Origin of the sequence: Corynebacterium fournieri (assembly GCF_030408775.1) — a bacterium.
Classification (GTDB): Bacteria; Actinomycetota; Actinomycetes; order Mycobacteriales; family Mycobacteriaceae; genus Corynebacterium; species Corynebacterium fournieri.
Genome location: NZ_CP047210.1, coordinates 1890930 through 1908473, shown reverse-complemented (window position 1 = coordinate 1908473; position 17544 = coordinate 1890930). Strand labels below are relative to the sequence as shown.

The 17544-nt window shown below is 61.6% G+C and carries 10 protein-coding genes, 5 tRNA genes and 3 rRNA genes; 15 read left to right on the top strand and 3 right to left on the bottom strand.

The annotated features are described in order from the left end of the window. Nucleotides 1-50 precede the first annotated feature (50 nt). Together CFOUR_RS09225 and zupT are read left to right on the top strand one after the other, a co-directional pair. A tRNA-Lys gene (locus CFOUR_RS09225) sits at nt 51-123 on the top strand. 82 nt (nt 124-205) lie between these two features. Then, the gene (zupT, locus tag CFOUR_RS09220) at nt 206-1012 is read left to right on the top strand and encodes a zinc transporter ZupT (RefSeq protein WP_085957319.1); all 807 of its coding nucleotides are present in this window, start codon (nt 206-208) and stop codon (nt 1010-1012) included. Between the two features lie 5 nt (nt 1013-1017). Here the strand turns inward: zupT and CFOUR_RS09215 are convergent, their stop codons facing one another. Beyond that, complete coding sequence (locus CFOUR_RS09215; protein WP_085957320.1) at nt 1018-1605, bottom strand: CG0192 family protein; 588 nt, start codon at nt 1603-1605, stop codon at nt 1018-1020. 73 nt (nt 1606-1678) lie between these two features. On the opposite strand from CFOUR_RS09215, the gene CFOUR_RS09210 reads away from it, so the two are divergent. From CFOUR_RS09210 to CFOUR_RS09175, 8 genes are all read left to right on the top strand, one after another. Further along, a tRNA-Glu gene (locus CFOUR_RS09210) sits at nt 1679-1751 on the top strand. A gap of 1 nt (nt 1752) precedes the next feature. Beyond that, nucleotides 1753-1829: transfer RNA gene (locus CFOUR_RS09205), tRNA-Asp, on the top strand. Between the two features lie 257 nt (nt 1830-2086). After that, nucleotides 2087-2914: a vWA domain-containing protein gene (locus CFOUR_RS09200; protein WP_179154804.1), complete on the top strand. Its 828-nt coding sequence runs from the start codon at nt 2087-2089 to the stop codon at nt 2912-2914. Between the two features lie 45 nt (nt 2915-2959). Further along, entirely contained in the window at nt 2960-3970 is a 1011-nt protein-coding gene (locus tag CFOUR_RS09195; RefSeq protein WP_085957322.1) for a hypothetical protein, read from the top strand. Nucleotides 3971-4020: 50 nt separating this feature from the next. Beyond that, nucleotides 4021-6414, top strand: a complete 2394-nt coding sequence (locus CFOUR_RS09190) for an ATP-binding cassette domain-containing protein (protein ID WP_085957323.1) — start codon at nt 4021-4023, stop codon at nt 6412-6414. A 64-nt stretch (nt 6415-6478) separates the two neighbouring features. Continuing rightward, a tRNA-Asp gene (locus CFOUR_RS09185) sits at nt 6479-6552 on the top strand. A gap of 25 nt (nt 6553-6577) precedes the next feature. Next, nucleotides 6578-6650 (top strand) — tRNA-Phe (locus CFOUR_RS09180). A gap of 56 nt (nt 6651-6706) precedes the next feature. Beyond that, nucleotides 6707-6997, top strand: a complete 291-nt coding sequence (locus CFOUR_RS09175; protein ID WP_085957324.1) for a GNAT family N-acetyltransferase — start codon at nt 6707-6709, stop codon at nt 6995-6997. Nucleotides 6998-7003: 6 nt separating this feature from the next. Here CFOUR_RS09175 and epsC read toward each other — a convergent pair whose 3' ends face one another. Then, on the bottom strand, nt 7004-7603 hold the full coding sequence (gene epsC, locus CFOUR_RS09170) for a serine O-acetyltransferase EpsC (protein WP_085957325.1): 600 nt from the start codon (nt 7601-7603) through the stop codon (nt 7004-7006). 114 nt (nt 7604-7717) lie between these two features. After that, nucleotides 7718-8659 carry a cysteine synthase A gene (cysK, locus tag CFOUR_RS09165; protein ID WP_085957326.1) on the bottom strand — a complete coding sequence of 314 codons (942 nt, stop codon included), beginning with the start codon at nt 8657-8659 and terminating at the stop codon, nt 7718-7720. A 276-nt stretch (nt 8660-8935) separates the two neighbouring features. On the opposite strand from cysK, the gene ramA reads away from it, so the two are divergent. The 5 genes from ramA to rrf all read left to right on the top strand — a co-directional run bounded on the left by ramA (nt 8936) and on the right by rrf (nt 16911). Further along, nucleotides 8936-9778, top strand: coding sequence for an acetate metabolism transcriptional regulator RamA (ramA, locus tag CFOUR_RS09160; protein WP_085958395.1), 843 nt, complete (start codon nt 8936-8938; stop codon nt 9776-9778). Between the two features lie 44 nt (nt 9779-9822). Beyond that, nucleotides 9823-11073 (top strand): UDP-N-acetylglucosamine 1-carboxyvinyltransferase, encoded by a 1251-nt coding sequence (gene murA / locus CFOUR_RS09155; protein ID WP_085958396.1) that lies wholly within the window; start codon nt 9823-9825, stop codon nt 11071-11073. A gap of 553 nt (nt 11074-11626) precedes the next feature. Then, nucleotides 11627-13144, top strand: a 16S ribosomal RNA gene (locus CFOUR_RS09150). A gap of 402 nt (nt 13145-13546) precedes the next feature. Further along, nucleotides 13547-16633 (top strand): 23S ribosomal RNA (locus CFOUR_RS09145). Between the two features lie 160 nt (nt 16634-16793). Further along, a 5S ribosomal RNA gene (gene rrf, locus CFOUR_RS09140) occupies nt 16794-16911 on the top strand. The 16S, 23S and 5S rRNA genes sit together here, the layout of an rRNA operon. Nucleotides 16912-17544: the final 633 nt, after the last annotated feature.

Sequence of the window (17544 nt, the reverse complement as noted above, 5' to 3'; positions counted from 1 at the left end):
CTGCCCCGATTTCCGGGCTAAGGGGCCCACGGGCTACCATTAGCCCTCGCGGGCCTTTAGCTCAGCTGGTAGAGCTACGGACTTTTAATCCGCAGGTCGCGGGTTCGATCCCCGCAGGGCCCACCGCATGCCTCGGCCGTATTCGGCCGGGGCATTTTGCGTATCTGCGCCCCCTGCGACTGGGCTGAACTGCTAGGTTTACGCCATGGATCTTGCAACAGCTACCCCGGGTGCCGTCACCGTCGCGCTCGGGATCTCCCTGTTGGCGGGCCTGTCCACCGGCTTCGGCGGCCTTATCGTGGCGCTGAAGCGCTCCCCGGGGCCAGGCTTTTTAGCTGGCGCGTTGGGGTTTTCCGCCGGCGTGATGGTCTACATTTCATTCATGGAGCTTCTGCCGGAGGGGATCGACGGGCTTGCGGAAGCGGGCAACGTATCCGCGGAGCTGTGGGGCGCAGTGGCGTTTTTCGCCGGCATTGCGCTCATCGCGCTGATTGACAGGTTCGTGCCGGAGGAGATCAACCCGCACGAAGAGCCGGACGCTTCCGGGGTGAGCCGCGCCCGGCTGCGCAACGTCGGCGTACTCAGCGCCGTGGCGATCGCGGTGCACAACTTCCCGGAGGGGTTTGCCACGTTCGCGGTGGCGTTGGCGGACCCGGCGCTCGCGTTGCCGATCGCAATCGCGATTGCGATTCACAACATCCCCGAGGGCATCGCCGTGGCCGTGCCGCTGCGGCAGGCCACCGGCTCGAAGTGGAAAGCCGCCGGCTGGGCCACCCTATCCGGTCTGGCGGAGCCGCTCGGCGCCGTCATTGGTTTTCTGCTGCTGCGGCCGTTTCTGGGCTCGCAGACGTTGGGCTACACCTTCGCCGCGATCGCCGGAATCATGGTCTTTGTCAGCCTGGATAAATTGCTGCCCACCGCTATTGCCACAGGCAAGCACCACACCGCCATCTACGGCATGATCATCGGCATGGCCGTCATGGCAGCCAGCCTGCTCATCCTGCCGGGCTAAGCGGGCTACTTCCACACCTCGAGGCGCATGAGGATCACGCCGTCATCGGTGCGCACGAGCGCGAGGTCCTCCGGCTCTGCCACCTGGGCGTCGAGGATCTCGCGGGTGAGGCGCAGCTGGTAGCGCTGCGGTTGCGCGTCGATCTCCACGGTGCCGATGCTGGTGTACTCGTTGTGGTCCTCAATCTCCACTGCGCCCACGGCTGCGTCAGGGGTCAGGCCGGTGCCGCGCACGGCGAAGATCGGCTCGCCGTTGCTAAAGGACGCGCCATCCCCACCCGCGAGGATTGTGTGAATCAGCTCGCGAACCGCCACCGGATCCGCGTTGAGCGGTGCAACAGATCGGGCACCGAGGACGGAGTGGTCCATGGGCGTCAGCTCGTCGTCAAGCTTGGCTCCCGCGTCGCGGTAGGAGACCCCGAACTGCCGAAGCGCTCCGTTGGCATCGCGGCCGACGAGGACCTCGATGCCCACCTCCCCGTCGCGGTCCACCACACGGTAGGAACCGAGGCGTTCCACGATGGGGGAGTGCTCGGAAAGGAGCCGGTCTTTCGTCGGGGAAAGGGTCGCGTCGTAAATGATTGCTTCGGCCATGTGGCCACTGTACTGCTCATTTGGTTGCTGGGGGCGCGCTGTCGTATGATTCAACGGCTGTCTTTGATGACAGGCCCCCATCGTCTAGAGGCCTAGGACTCCGCCCTTTCACGGCGGCAACACGGGTTCGAATCCCGTTGGGGGTACGGCCCTGTGGCGCAGTTGGTTAGCGCGCCGCCCTGTCACGGCGGAGGTCGCGGGTTCAAGTCCCGTCAGGGTCGCCAAATACAAGCCAGTTCTCGGAAAACCGGGGACTGGCTTTTTGCTACTTCCAGAACATCTGTTGCCAAAGCGTTGATCCACTTTTATTGTTGTCTGTGACAATGGACACATAAGGAAGAGGGCCTGAGCAATGTCGCATGTCAAATGGGGAAGTCGTTCCGTGGCCGTGTGCGTACTTGTCGTCGCTTGCATGCTGGCGTGGGTAGCGCCTGCATTCGCGACGGAGACGACGCGTCGGCCCGCGGAATCGAGCATTGCAGTGAGCACTGAGACGAAGACGTTGTCGAGCTCGACCACGAGGGCGTCGGCAAGCGCGGGCTCCGCAGACGCGAAGGCCGTCCTGATCCTGGATGCGTCCTACTCCATGGTCGAGGAGGACGCCGAGGGTCCGCGTATGGACGCGGCGAAGAAGGCGACCCACGAGCTGGTTGAATTCCTGCCGCCGACCGCGAAGATGGGGCTCATTGCCTACGGCGCGCAGGAATCCAACGCGCCCGACAATCGCGAAAAGGGCTGCAAAGACATCCAGAGCCTCGTGCCTATTGGCGAGGTGGACAAGAAAGAGTTCGGCGCGGCTATCGACGGGCTGACGCCGAAGGGTTACACGCCGATGGGCAACGCGCTGCGCAAGGCTGCAGAGCAGTTGGGCACCGACGGCGAGCGCTCGATCATTCTGGTCTCCGACGGTATCGACACCTGCGCGCCGCCCGAGGTGTGCGACGTGGCCAAAGAGCTGGCGGGCGACGGCGTAGACCTGGCGATCCACACTGTCGGGTTCAAAGCTGACGAGGAGGCCCGCGCGGAGCTGGAATGTATCGCGGAAGCTGGCGGCGGGCAGTTCCTAGAGGCGGCCGATGCAAGCAGCTTGGCGCAGTCGCTGAAGTTTTTGTCCCAGCGCGGGGTGGAGAAGTACCAGACGGGTGGCACGCCTTTTGAGTTCTCGGACACCCCAGAGGGCGCGAAGTGGCTGGGCGAAGGCCAGTACCAGACCACGGTGACCCCGGACCGGGGTACTGCGAAGGACCGGTACTTCCGTATTTCCGTGCCGCCGCGCCACCACGCGCGCGTGGTGTTTTCTCCCGTGTAGCAGACCGAAGGCACATGGGAAGACGGGCACCTGAAAATTGAACCGGTGGAGGTGACCAACGAGGGTGATGCGGAGTGCGGCTGGTTCCCGGGTAAACACACTGCATTCGTCTCTGCTGGGCCGGACTACGGGATCGAATCTGCGGCTGTCTCGATGGAGCGCAACGGAGAGTCGGACATGGAGTGCGATATGAGTGACATCCTGGTTAAGACGCAGATCTCCGACGTCGAGGGCAACGACACCGGGGACATCGGGCTCGAGGTCAGTGTCTTCTATGAGCCGATTCCCAGCGATGAGGAGAAAACTGAGTGGTCAGACGGCAAAATTATCAAAGCTGGCGACTATCTTGGCGAGATGCCGATGAAGAACCCCGAGCCGATTTCCGGCGGCACCGGGTTCAATGATGCGGTGGACATCACCGAGGGCACGTACTCCGACAACATCATCCCTGGTGAGTTCAGGTTCTACAAGATCCCGGTGGCCTATGGGCAGCGGCCGGTGGTGAAGTTGAAAACGCCGGAGTCGGTCGCGCACAACGCCGATAGCCTCGGCTTTGGCATCTACGATCCGATGCGCAACGAGCTCGTGCGCACCCCGTTGAACTTCTTCATAGATGCAGCCGAATCCGACGCGGAAACGCTGAGCCAGTACGTGTGGCACGACACCAGCACTCCCTACCAGGGCGAGTACTACATCTGGGTCGGCATGCAGTGGGTGCACGAAGGCTATGACATCACTGGTGTGGAGCAGCCTTTTGAGTTTGAGGTGGTCATGGATGGCGAACCTGGCAACGGCGGCCCGGATTGGACGCCGACGCATGAGGACGGCCCGGAGCCATCCGACGAGCCGATCGCATTCAACTCGGCCGACAAAGCAGCCGAGACGTCGGCTTCGCAGAGCAGTCAGGACAGCGAGGAAAGCGATGCGGAGGTCGACGCCGCGAAGGACGAGGACGCTGGCGGGTTCGGGCTCGTGCCGGGGCTGCTCGGCGGCCTGCTTGTGCTGCTACTGGTAGCGGGGGCGGTCGTGTTCTTCATCGCACGTGGGCGTCGATAAGCGACCGCTCCAGCTGCCGGTTTTGTTTAGCTGCGGCTACGCTTTCCACCGTGAAAACAGCGACCGTAAACAGCAGAGCCGACGCCCACGACGCCATCGTTATCACGGGAGCGAGCGAGAATAACCTGCGCAACGTCTCGCTTCAGATACCGAAGCGCCGCCTGACCGTGTTCGCCGGCGTCTCCGGCTCCGGCAAGTCCTCGCTGGTGTTCGACACTGTCGCCGCCGAGTCCCAGCGCCTGATCAACGAGACGTATTCGACGTTCGTCCAGGGCTTCATGCCGTCGATGGCGCGGCCGGACGTGGTGGGCCTGGAGGGGGTGACCGCGGCGATCGTGGTGGACCAGTCCCCGCTGGGATCGAACGTGCGCTCCACAGTCGGCACCGCCACAGACGTCACCCCGATGCTGCGCGTGCTGTTTTCGCGCATCGCCGAGCCGAATGCGGGCGGACCGGGCGCGTACTCCTTCAACGTGCCGAGTGTGTCCGGCGGCGGCGTGCTCACGGACGCCACCGGCAAGAAGACCGTGCGCAAGAACTACACCCGCACCGGCGGCATGTGCCCGACGTGCGCTGGCACGGGCCGCGCCAGCAAGTTCGACGAGGCGCAGGTGGTGGACGATTCGCTTTCGCTTGACGACGGCGCCATCCTCGCGCCGGGCTACAAGCCGGGATCCTGGCAGCTTCGCGCCTACTCCGAGTCCGGGAAGTTTCCCACCGACGTGCCGGTGGGAAAGTTCACGAAGGAGCAGCGTCACGCCCTGTTTTACGGCGAGCCGGAGAAGGTGCAGTACTTAGGTTTCAACACCACCTACCAGGGGCTGATCCCGCGCCTGGAGGCATCGCTGTTGAGCAAGGAGAAGGAGGAGCTGCAAAAGTCCGCGCGCGAGTTCGTCGATCGCGCCGTCACTCAGGTGGACTGCCCGGCCTGTGGCGGCACCAGGCTGGCAGCGCACGCCCTCGAATCGAAGATTGGCGGCAAGAACATCGCCGAGCTGTGCGCGATGGAGGTCGCGGACCTGGCCGAATGGTTCGCCCGCGTGGATGCGCCGTCCGTGGCGCCTTTGGTGGCGTCGATTCGCGATGCGCTGGCCAACTTCACCGCTATCGGGCTGGGCTACATGGCGTTGGACCGGCCGACCTCGACGTTGTCGGGTGGTGAGGCCCAGCGCGTGAAGATGATCCGGCATTTGGGTTCGGCGCTCTCCGACGTCACGTACGTCTTCGACGAGCCGACCGCGGGCCTGCACGCCGCCGACATCGACCGCCTTAACAACTTGCTCACCGCACTGCGGGATAAGGGCAACACAGTGTTGGTGGTGGAGCACCGGCCGCAGACCATCGAAATCGCCGACCACGTGGTCGAGCTCGGCCCGGGCGCCGGCACCGAGGGTGGGCAGGTGGTGTTCGAGGGCACCGTGGCCGAGCTGCGGTCCGCGGGCACCCGCACGGGCGACAGCCTCGCGCTCGGCGTCGAGCTGAAGGACGACCCGCGCACCCCGACGGGCTGGCTTGAGGTCCGCGGGGCGAGCGAGAACAACCTCGCCGGCATCGATGTGGACGTTCCCACGGGCGTGCTCACCGCGGTCACGGGCGTGGCGGGTTCCGGCAAGTCGTCGCTGCTGCAAGCCCTCGCGGAGTCGGGGCTGCTGGAAGATGCCGTGTGGGTGGACCAAGCGCCTATCTCCGGCTCGCGCCGCTCCAACCCGGCCACCTACACCGGTGCGCTCGACCCGATCCGGAAGGCCTTCGCCAAAGCGTCGGGGGAGCCGGCGTCGATGTTCTCCCCGAATTCTGCCGGCGCCTGCCAGCACTGCAAGGGCGCGGGCGTGGTGTACGTGGATTTAGGGCTCATGCAAGGCGTGGACGTGCCCTGCGAGGTGTGCGAGGGCAAGCGTTTCGACGACGCCGTGCTGGTGCACACCCTCGGCGGCAAGAACATCGCGGAGGTGCTGTCGATGCCGGCAGAGCAGGCGCAGCCGTACTTCAAGGAAAACAAGGTCAATGCCGCCGCGAAGATGTGCGGGCACCTGGTGGACGTGGGCCTGGGCTACGTCACCCTCGGCCAGCCGCTGACCACGCTCTCCGGCGGCGAGCGGCAGCGCCTCAAGCTCGCGGCCAGCCTGAAAAAGCCCGCTTCCGCCTACGTCCTGGACGAGCCGACCAACGGGTTGCACCTGACGGACACGGCGCGGCTGACCAGCTTGTTCGACCGGTTGGTGGATGCCGGGGCGAGCGTGATCGTCGTAGAGCACAACTTGGCGCCTATCGCCCGCGCCGATTACGTCATCGACCTCGGCCCGGGCGCTGGTTCCGCAGGCGGTGAGGTGGTGGCTGCGGGGACGGTGCCGGAGGTCGTCGCTAAGCATGGCGAAACCGGTTCTGAAACTGGCAAATACCTTTCCTACGCTGCCGATTTGTCCGCTCGCGACGGTGCTGTGTAATGTATCAACTCGTGCAAGCGACAGTGTGAACACGCTGGAGCGGGCGCGAGAAATAACAGAATATGGCCCTGTGGCGCAGTTGGTTAGCGCGCCGCCCTGTCACGGCGGAGGTCGCGGGTTCAAGTCCCGTCAGGGTCGCCGAACAGCTTGAAAAAGCGGTTCTGGCTAGATAGCTCAGTCGGTAGAGCACACGCCTGAAAAGTGTGGGGTCGCCAGTTCGATCCTGGCTCTAGCCACACTCCGAAACCCCTTTCGCAGCAATGCGGAAGGGGTTTCGCATATAGTCGTCCGCATGTCTGAACACTCGGATTTTTCAGTGCGCAAAAATGAGGCCGAAGGCCAGTACGAAATTCTCGTCGGCGGGGAAGTAGCCGGCTTTGCCACCTACACCGACCGCGATGGGGTGCGCGACCTGCCGCACACGGTGGTAGACCCCAAGTTCCGCGGCGAGGGCCTGTCCAAGCCGCTGATCAAAGCGGCGCTTGACGACGCTAAAGCCGACGGCGTCCAAGTCACCCCGTCCTGCCCCGCCGTGGAGCGCTACATCGAGCAAAACCCCGAATATCGGGAACTGCTGGCGTAGCGCCGCCTAAATGATGTAGTTGCCCGGATTGACGTAGCAGTCCGGGTCCACCAGCCGCACCCGCTCGCCTGTCTTGCGGGGGCGGCTTTTTGCTGGGATACCTACCGCGATCGAGTTTTCCGGCACGTCCTTGGTCACCACCGCGTTTGCGCCGATGGCGGAGCCGGCGCCGATGACCACGGGGCCGAGCACCTTCGCACCGGCGCCGATGGTGACGTTGTCGCCGATGGTGGGGTGGCGCTTCGTCTGCGTGAGCACCTGCCCGCCCAGCGTCACGCCGTGGTAGAGCATGACCCCTTCGCCGATTTCCGCGGTCTCGCCAATGACGATGCCCATGCCGTGGTCGATGAAGAAACGCCGGCCGATGGTTGCGCCCGGGTGAATCTCGATGCCGGTGAAAAAGCGGTTGAGTTGGGCCAGGATGCGGGCAGGGCCCTTCCATCCGCGCTCCCACATGGCGTGGCAGACGCGGTGCACCCAAATGGCGTGCAGGCCGGAATACACCACGGCGTTTTCGACGTCGCCGCGCGCAGCCGGGTCGTGCTCGCGCGCGTTCGCCAGGTCCTCGCGGACAGTGGATACAACCTTTGCGGCCAGGGAAAGCATGGGGCGCAGTGTACCAAGCTGTCCATTTTCTGCGGGGATAAAAATTCCCCCGCGCGTCCGGCGTTGCAACCGGCGGCGCGGGGGAGCGTGAGCTCGTCGCTAAGCAACCAGCGTTTAGTCGCGGATGTCCTCGTAGAGGATGGTGGAGACGTAGCGCTCGCCGAAGTCCGGGATGACCACGACGATGGTCTTGCCCGCGTTCTCCTCTCGCGCGGCGATCTCCAGGGCCGCCTTCACGTTCGCGCCGGCGGAAATGCCGCCGAGGATGGCGTCCTTGACCGCGAGCTCGCGGGAGGTGGACACAGCGTCCTCGTTGGACACGGCGATGATCTCGTCGACCACGTTGCGGTCCAGGGTGCCCGGGATGAAGTTCGCGCCCAGGCCCTGGATCTTGTGCGGGCCGGCCTCGCCCTTGGACAGCAGCGGGGACGCGGCCGGCTCAACGGCTACAGCCTTGACGTCGGACTTCTGCTCCTTCAGATACTTGCCTGCACCGGAGATGGTGCCGCCGGTGCCCACGCCAGCGACGAGGAAGTCGACCTCGCCGTCGGTGTCCTCCCAAATCTCCGGGCCGGTGGTGTCGTAGTGGATCTTCGGGTTGGCCTCGTTTTCAAACTGGCGGGCCAGGATAGCGCCCTCGTTCTGCTCCACCAGCTCGTTGGCCTTTTCCACGGCGCCCTTCATGCCGGCTGCGCCCGGGGTGAGCACGATCTCAGCGCCGTAGGCGCGCAGCAGCACGCGGCGCTCGTTGGACATGGTCTCCGGCATGGTCAGGATGACCTTGTAGCCCTTGGCCGCGCCGGCCAGGGCCAGCGCGATGCCGGTGTTGCCGGAGGTGGCCTCGACGATGGTGCCGCCCGGCTTCAGGTCGCCGGACGCCTCGGCGGCCTCGACGATGGCCTTGCCGATCCGGTCCTTGACGGAGTTGGCCGGGTTGTAGAACTCCAGCTTGGCCAGCACGCGCGCCTTGGCCCCGTGTGCCTCGGTGATGTCCTTGAGCTCCACCAGCGGGGTGCCGCCGATGAGGTCCAAGACGTTGTCTGCGATCTTCGCCATTGTGATCCCCTCCTGGGGTTTCGCGGTTTTGTAGCTTGTGCACGGGACAGCATACACCCGGAATTAGACCGGGCGGTTTGGTTGGGAAAGACAGGTCGGTTCACAAATTGTGTTTGTGCGCGCCAGCTTGCGCGATACTGGAGTATGGGTGGAGCGGGGCTAACTTTGGCTACCCCCGTTCGCGCGATATGATCACTTTTGTTTTTCAGTCCTATTCGGATCCGGGTGTGCCCCAAACGGGTGCCCCCGGAACGGTGGAAGGCGACACGTATGACGATGGATGCGCAACGCATCAAGGACGACGATGACGCGATCCGTGCGGCACTGACCGCTTTGAAGACCGCGACGGGCATTCCGGTTGCCATGTACGGCACATTGTTGGCGGACAACCGAATCCAAATCACCCAGTGGATCGGCCTTCGCACCCCCGCGCTGCAAAACCTCAGCATCGCCGAAGGGGCCGGCGTGGGCGGGCGCGTCGTGTCCACCCGCCGTGCGGTGGGCATCGCCGACTACACCCGCGCCTCCGTCATCTCCCACGAGTACGACCAGCAGATCCAAGACGAGGGCCTGCATTCCATCGTTGCGGTGCCGGTGATCGTGCAGCGCGAGATCCGCGGCGTGCTCTACGTGGGCGTGCACTCGCCGGTGCGGTTGGGCGACAAGGTCATCGAGGAGGTGGCCATGACCGCGCGCACGCTGGAGCAGGAGCTGGCCGTCAACGCCGCTTTGCGCTCGTCGGAAGGCGGCGAGCGCGCGGGTGCGAAGCCCGGCCGGGCCATGAACGGTGCCGAGTGGGAGCAGGTGCGCGCCACCCACTCGAAGCTGCGCATGCTGACCAACCGCGTGGAAGATGAAGCGCTGCGCAAGGAGCTGGAGCAGCTGTGCGAGCAGCTCGTCTCTCCGGTTGCGGTGAAGCAGACCACAAAGCTGTCCGCGCGCGAACTCGACGTGCTCGCCTGCGTGGCGCTCGGCCACACCAACGTGGAGGCTGCGGCCGAGATGGGCATCGGCGCAGAGACGGTGAAGTCCTACCTGCGCAGCGTGATGCGCAAGCTCGGCGCGCACACCCGGTACGAGGCGGTCAACGCCGCCCGCCGCATCGGCGCCCTGCCCTAAGCAGCCGCTTATCGACGTCCCTCCGGTTCGGTACTGTGGCGGACGTGAAAGAACGGTTTTTGGTTTCAGGCGGTGCCCGGCTTGCGGGCGAAGTTCGCGTCGACGGCGCCAAGAACAGCGTGCTCAAGCTGATGGCTGCGGCCCTTCTGGCTGAGGGCACCACCACGCTGCGCAACTGCCCCCAGATCCTGGACGTCCCGCTCATGCGCGACGTGCTTGTGGGGCTGGGCTGCGAGGTAGACATCGAAGGCGACGTCGTGCGCATCTCCACCCCGGCGGAAGTCTCCCCGCACGCGGATTTCGACGCGGTGCGCCAGTTCCGTGCCTCCGTGGCGGTGCTCGGCCCGCTGGTGGCCCGCTGCACTGAGGCGTACGTGGCCCTGCCCGGAGGCGACGCCATCGGCTCGCGCCCGCTGGATATGCACCAATCCGGTCTGGAAAAGCTCGGCGCCACCACCCATATCGAGCACGGTGCCGTGGTCGCCCGCGCGGAAAAGCTCACCGGCGCCGCCATCAAGCTGGACTTCCCGTCCGTCGGCGCAACCGAGAACATCATCACTGCCTCCGTGCTTGCCGAGGGCCGCACCGTCTTAGACAACGCAGCCCGCGAGCCGGAGATCGTGGACCTGTGCTCCATGCTTAACTCCATGGGCGCGCGCATCGAAGGCGCCGGCACGTCCACCATCACCGTCGACGGCGTGGATGCTCTCTCGCCCACCGAGCACACGGTGGTGGGGGACCGCATCGTCGCCGGCACCTGGGCGTACGCCGCCGCGATGACGCAGGGCGACATCACCGTCACCGGCGCCGCGCCCGGCCACCTGCACCTCGCGCTGTCCAAGCTCAAGCTCGCGGGTGCGAATGTGGAGACCTACGACAACGGCTTCCGTGTGCGCATGGACCAGCGTCCCCGCGCCGTGGACTACCAGACGCTGCCGTATCCGGGATTCCCCACTGACCTGCAGCCGATGGCCATTGCGCTGTCCGCGATTGCCGACGGCGTATCCGTCATCACCGAGAACGTCTTCGAGGCGCGCTTCCGCTTTGTGGACGAGATGCTGCGCCTGGGTGCCGAGGCCAACGTGGACGGCCACCACGTGATGCTGCGCGGCGTGGACACGCTGTCGTCCACGGATGTCTGGTCCTCCGACATCCGCGCCGGCGCCGGGCTCGTGCTCGCCGGCCTTGTCGCGGACGGCGTGACCACGGTGCACGAGGTCCACCACATCGACCGCGGATACCCCGCGTTTGTGGAGCAGTTAAACGCACTTGGAGCGCATGTAGAACGCGCCTAAAAACCTGGTTTGTGCTGGGGGTTTGTGTTGTTGTTGGGGTGTGTGTAACTTATATCGAGTCAGCGAGACCGACAACGCCCCGCTGGAGAGCAGATAAAAGGTTCTCTGGTTTGTGTGGCGGGCAGGAAAACAATCGCTGATAGATTCCAAAGTCACTTTGAGGCTGGCTCACGTTGTGTGGGTTGGTTTTGGGTGTGCTGGTGTTGTTTGAGAACTCGATAGTGTGCCAATGTACTTTTGTTGCGTGGGTGTGTTTGCCTGCCTTTTCGTGCACTGTGTGGTGCGTGCCTTTTTAAGGGTGTGTGCCGGTGGTGGCGTGGTTGAATTCCATTGATGGATCGCGTCATTGTTTGGTTCGGTGTGCGTGGGGTGTGGTTTTCATGTTTCACGTATGTTTTCATCGACCCCTTTGTTTTGCCCCGTCGGGTTGGGGTCGGTGGTTTGAACCTTTGTAATTTTTGGATTTTGCCAGTCTGACACTTTTGTGGTGTTGGTTTGGTTTGTTTTTGGTTGGGTATTGGGCTTTTCACGGCCTGTTTCTGCTGAAACATATTTTGTGGAGAGTTTGATCCTGGCTCAGGATGAACGCTGGCGGCGTGCTTAACACATGCAAGTCGAACGGAAAGGCCCAAGCTTGCTTGGGTACTCGAGTGGCGAACGGGTGAGTAACACGTGGGTGATCTGCCCTGCACTTCGGGATAAGCCTGGGAAACTGGGTCTAATACCGGATAGGACCACTTCTTGGATGTTGTGGTGGAAAGTTTTTTCGGTGTGGGATGAGCTCGCGGCCTATCAGCTTGTTGGTGGGGTAATGGCCTACCAAGGCGTCGACGGGTAGCCGGCCTGAGAGGGTGTACGGCCACATTGGGACTGAGATACGGCCCAGACTCCTACGGGAGGCAGCAGTGGGGAATATTGCACAATGGGCGCAAGCCTGATGCAGCGACGCCGCGTGGGGGATGACGGCCTTCGGGTTGTAAACTCCTTTCGCTAGGGACGAAGCGTTTTTGTGACGGTACCTGGAGAAGAAGCACCGGCTAACTACGTGCCAGCAGCCGCGGTAATACGTAGGGTGCGAGCGTTGTCCGGAATTACTGGGCGTAAAGAGCTCGTAGGTGGTTTGTCGCGTCGTTTGTGTAAGCCCGCAGCTTAACTGCGGGACTGCAGGCGATACGGGCATAACTTGAGTGCTGTAGGGGAGACTGGAATTCCTGGTGTAGCGGTGGAATGCGCAGATATCAGGAGGAACACCGATGGCGAAGGCAGGTCTCTGGGCAGTAACTGACGCTGAGGAGCGAAAGCATGGGTAGCGAACAGGATTAGATACCCTGGTAGTCCATGCCGTAAACGGTGGGCGCTAGGTGTGAGTCCCTTCCACGGGGTTCGTGCCGTAGCTAACGCATTAAGCGCCCCGCCTGGGGAGTACGGCCGCAAGGCTAAAACTCAAAGGAATTGACGGGGGCCCGCACAAGCGGCGGAGCATGTGGATTAATTCGATGCAACGCGAAGAACCTTACCTGGGCTTGACATGCACCAGATCGCTACAGAGATGTAGTTTCCCTTTGTGGTTGGTGTACAGGTGGTGCATGGTTGTCGTCAGCTCGTGTCGTGAGATGTTGGGTTAAGTCCCGCAACGAGCGCAACCCTTGTCTTATGTTGCCAGCACGTTATGGTGGGGACTCGTGAGAGACTGCCGGGGTTAACTCGGAGGAAGGTGGGGATGACGTCAAATCATCATGCCCCTTATGTCCAGGGCTTCACACATGCTACAATGGTCGGTACAATGCGCGTGCGAGCCTGTGAGGGTGAGCGAATCGCTGAAAGCCGGTCGTAGTTCGGATTGGGGTCTGCAACTCGACCCCATGAAGTCGGAGTCGCTAGTAATCGCAGATCAGCAACGCTGCGGTGAATACGTTCCCGGGCCTTGTACACACCGCCCGTCACGTCATGAAAGTTGGTAACACCCGAAGCCAGTGGCCTGTCATGGGAGCTGTCGAAGGTGGGATCGGCGATTGGGACGAAGTCGTAACAAGGTAGCCGTACCGGAAGGTGCGGCTGGATCACCTCCTTTCTAAGGAGTTTTTTGTTTGCCCGCAGTTGTGGGTGTGTGGTGGTTGAGTCGCCGAGTGTGTGACTGCCACTGTTTTAAATATTGTTCACTGGGTGGACATGCACCTGTGGGTGGTTGGTTGCCGGCCGAGAATGTGGTTGGTGGTTGGACTGCCTGGTTGTGGGTGTGTGCTGCATGGTGTTGGTGGGCTTGATTGCTTGCGTGATGAGAGTATGTAGTTGGTGCACTGTTGGGTGTCTGGGGCAGCATTGGTTTGTCCTTTTGGGCCCTGCTTTTCTGCTGGTGTGAATGTTTGTGTTTGCGCTGGTGGGGTGGGGTTGTGTTGTGTGAGAACTGTATAGTGGACGCGAGTATCTTTCTTTTTTGTGTTTTGGTGTTTATACCTTGATTGTTTGTGTGTCCGTGTGTTTTGTTACGGGCGTATGGTGGATGCCTTGGCATGCTGAGCCGATGAAGGACGTGTGAGGCTGCGTTATGCCTCGGGGAGTTGCCAACAAAGCGTTGATCCGAGGATGTCCGAATGGGGAAACCCAGCATCAGTTGTGTGGTGTTACCCGCAGGTGAATACATAGTCTGTGTGGGGGTTGACGCGGGGAAGTGAAACATCTCAGTACCCGTAGGAGAAGAAAACAATTGTGATTCCGTGTGTAGTGGCGAGCGATAGCGGATGAGGCTAAACCGTGTGCGTGTGATACCTGACAGGGGTTGCGTGTGCGGTGTTGTGGGGCGTAGACGTTTGCAGGCTGTCGACTGTGAGCATGATTTATACGTGTCAGCGGAAGCATCTGGGATGGTGCACCGGAGTAGGTGATGAGTCCTGTACGTGAAGGCATGTGTGGTTGTGTTGTTTATGTTTTCCCCGAGTAGCAGCGGGCTCGTGGAATCTGCTGTGAATCTGCCGGGACCACCCGGTAAGCCTAAATACTCAGTGTGACCGATAGTGAATTAAGTACCGTGAGGGAATGGTGAAAAGTACCCCGGGAGGGGAGTGAAAGAGTTCCTGAAACCATGCGCTTACAATCCGTCAGAGCACCGTTTGTGTGTGATGGCGTGCCTTTTGAAGAATGAGCCTGCGAGTCAGCGGCATGTCGCGAGGTTAACCCGCCTGTGGGGGAGCCGTAGCGAAAGCGAATCCGAAGAGGGTGGCAAGTGGCATGTCCTGGACCCGAAGCGGGGTGATCTACCCATGGCCAGTGTGAAGCAGCTGTAAGAGGTTGTGGAGGCGCGAACCCACTTAGGTTGAAAACTGAGGGGATGAGCTGTGGGTAGGGGTGAAAGGCCAATCAAACTCCGTGATAGCTGGTTCTCCCCGAAATGCATTTAGGTGCAGCGTGATGTGAGCTTGCCGGAGGTAGAGCTACTGGTTGGTTGAGCGGGACTATCATCTTAGCGACGTCAGCCAAACTCCGAATACCGGTTTATAGTGTTGCATTGCAGTGAGACTGTGGGGGATAAGCTTCATAGTCGAGAGGGAAACAGCCCAGATCGCCGGTTAAGGCCCCTAAGGGTGTGCTAAGTGGAAAAGGATGTGGGATCGCGAAGACAGCCAGGAGGTTGGCTTAGAAGCAGCCATCCTTGAAAGAGTGCGTAATAGCTCACTGGTCGAGTGGTTCCGCGCCGACAATGTAGTGGGGCTCAAGCACACCGCCGAAGCCGCGGCAAACATTTTTTGTTTGGGTAGGGGAGCGTCGTGTGTGGGGTGAAGCCGTACCGGAAGGAGCGGTGGACTGCATGCGAGTGAGAATGCAGGCATGAGTAACGAATGGCAAGTGAGAATCTTGCCCGCCGGATGACTAAGGGTTCCTGGGTCAAGTTCGTCTTCCCAGGGTGAGTCGGGTCCTAAGGCGAGGCCGACAGGCGTAGTCGATGGTCAACGGGTTGATATTCCCGTACCCGTATGCACGCGCCCAGTATCGAAGCGGTGATACTAACCACCCTGACCCGCCGACAGTGTTCCACCCTTGCGGTGGGATGGTTGGTGGTGATGCGTGGGGCCTGATCCGTTGTAGGTCAGTGATGGGGTGACGCAGTGAGGTAGCCTATGCCGCTGATTGGATTGCGGTGCAAGCGTGTGGCACGACAGCTAGGTCAAATCCGGCTGTCACAAGTGTGAGGCGTGATGCGTAAACCCGAATGGGTGAAGTTGGTGATCCTGGACTGCCGAGAAAAGCCTCTAGCGATGTGTGTGTACGGCCCGTACCCATAACCGACACAGGTGGTCAGGTAGAAAATACTCAGGCGAGCGGGTGAACTGTGGTTAAGGAACTCGGCAAAATGCCCCCGTAACTTCGGGAGAAGGGGGACCTCAACGCGTTGCCTTCCATACGGTTGGTGTGCGTGTTGGGGTCGCAGAGAAGAGAGGGGAGCGACTGTTTATCAAAAACACAGGTCCGTGCGAAGACGGTTAAGTTGATGTATACGGACTGACGCCTGCCCGGTGCTGGAAGGTTAAGAGGACCCGTTAGGACTTTTGTCCGAAGCGGAGAATTTAAGCCCCAGTAAACGGCGGTGGTAACTATAACCATCCTAAGGTAGCGAAATTCCTTGTCGGGTAAGTTCCGACCTGCACGAATGGCGTAACGACTCCCCTGCTGTCTCAACCACAGGCCCGGTGAAATTGCAGTACGAGTAAAGATGCTCGTTTCGCGCGGCAGGACGAAAAGACCCCGGGACCTTCACTATAGCTTGGTATTGGCATTCGGTGCGGTTTGTGTAGGATAGGTGGGAGACTTGGAAGCATGCACGCCAGTGTGTGTGGAGTCGTTGTTGAAATACCACTCTGACCGTAGTGGATATCTAACCTTGGCCCATGATCTGGGTTGGGGACAGTGCCTGGTGGGTAGTTTAACTGGGGCGGTTGCCTCCCAAAATGTAACGGAGGCGCCCAAAGGTTCCCTCAGCCTGGTTGGCAATCAGGTGTTTAGAGTGTAAGTGCACAAGGGAGCTTGACTGCGAGACTTACAAGTCGAGCAGGGACGAAAGTCGGGACTAGTGATCCGGCACCTACTTGTGGATGTGGTGTCGCTCAACGGATAAAAGGTACCCCGGGGATAACAGGCTGATCTTCCCCAAGAGTCCATATCGACGGGATGGTTTGGCACCTCGATGTCGGCTCGTCGCATCCTGGGGCTGGAGTAGGTCCCAAGGGTTGGGCTGTTCGCCCATTAAAGCGGCACGCGAGCTGGGTTCAGAACGTCGTGAGACAGTTCGGTCTCTATCCGCCGCGCGCGTTGAAACTTGAAGAAGGCTGTCCCTAGTACGAGAGGACCGGGACGGACGTACCTCTAGTGTGCCAGTTGTTCCGCCAGGAGCACGGCTGGTTGGCTACGTACGGGAGGGATAACCGCTGAAAGCATCTAAGCGGGAAGCCTGTTTTAAGATGAGGTTTCATTTGAGGTTCCCAGAAGACGACTGGGTTGATAGGCCGGACCTGGAAGCACAGCAATGTGTGGAGGCGACCGGTACTAATACACCAATAAACACCAACACCAAACAACCAACATAGGGTTGTAAACACCGCACGAAACACAACGATTGTGCTCGCGTCCACTGTGCAGTCACTGACACAACACACCAACCACCACGCTGGTTGGCCGAACAACTGCATACACCAGTCGCACACGCGACCCAGGCATGCCCCCCAAGGTGTGTCGGTGGTTGATAGCGGCGGGGAAACGCCCGGTCCCATTCCGAACCCGGAAGCTAAGCCCGCCCGCGCCGATGGTACTGCCCCCGGGAGGGAGTGGGAGAGTAGGTTACCGCCGACCCAACAACTTCACAATAAAGCACCCGCCGTTGATCACCACCACGATGACCAACAGCGGGTGCTTTCACATGCCTACACACCGCCGGCGCACCGGCGCCCGCATTGCGGACAACCAGACCGACTCCAATCATTGGTCACGACCCATGAAGCGGAGACCGATGCGTTGCAGCCGTTGCGTTGCGGACCGCCCCACTGCGGACTCCACATTGCGGACAACCAGACCGACTCCAATCATTGGTCAGCCCCCAACAACCCGAGCGCAATGCGTTGCGGAACCAGTACGGGCGCCAACGCCGACTCTCCTCGGCGAGAAAGTCGAGTACGGGACGTCGAATGCATCCCCGTACACGCGCGGACTCGACCTCCGCTACTCGACCAACACCAACACCGCGCACGCTGACTTCCGCATTGCGGACAACGACACCCGCACCAACAATAGGGCACGCCCACCAACCAAGCTGGTTCATCAGGCGGCTTTCGGCCCGGAGGCTACCAGTTGCGGACTCACCCCTTGCGGAATCCCCGAATTGCAGGCCAGGCCACCCAACACACGTCCGCCGACGCGCACGATCTGACACAACCCCAATCGCCACCAGGCACAACACCGCCGGAAAACCGCCACAACGTCAAATCA

Bases quoted from the DNA above. Each gene is read 5' to 3' on its own strand.
- cysK (WP_085957326.1), bottom strand. From the start codon at position 8,659: ATGGCGAAGATCGCAGACAACGTCTTGGACCTCATCGGCGGCACCCCG.
- CFOUR_RS09215 (WP_085957320.1), bottom strand. From the start codon at position 1,605: ATGGCCGAAGCAATCATTTACGACGCGACCCTTTCCCCGACGAAAGAC.
- zupT (WP_085957319.1), top strand. From the start codon at position 206: ATGGATCTTGCAACAGCTACCCCGGGTGCCGTCACCGTCGCGCTCGGG.
- ramA (WP_085958395.1), top strand. From the start codon at position 8,936: ATGGATGCGCAACGCATCAAGGACGACGATGACGCGATCCGTGCGGCA.
- CFOUR_RS09175 (WP_085957324.1), top strand. From the start codon at position 6,707: ATGTCTGAACACTCGGATTTTTCAGTGCGCAAAAATGAGGCCGAAGGC.
- epsC (WP_085957325.1), bottom strand. From the start codon at position 7,603: ATGCTTTCCCTGGCCGCAAAGGTTGTATCCACTGTCCGCGAGGACCTG.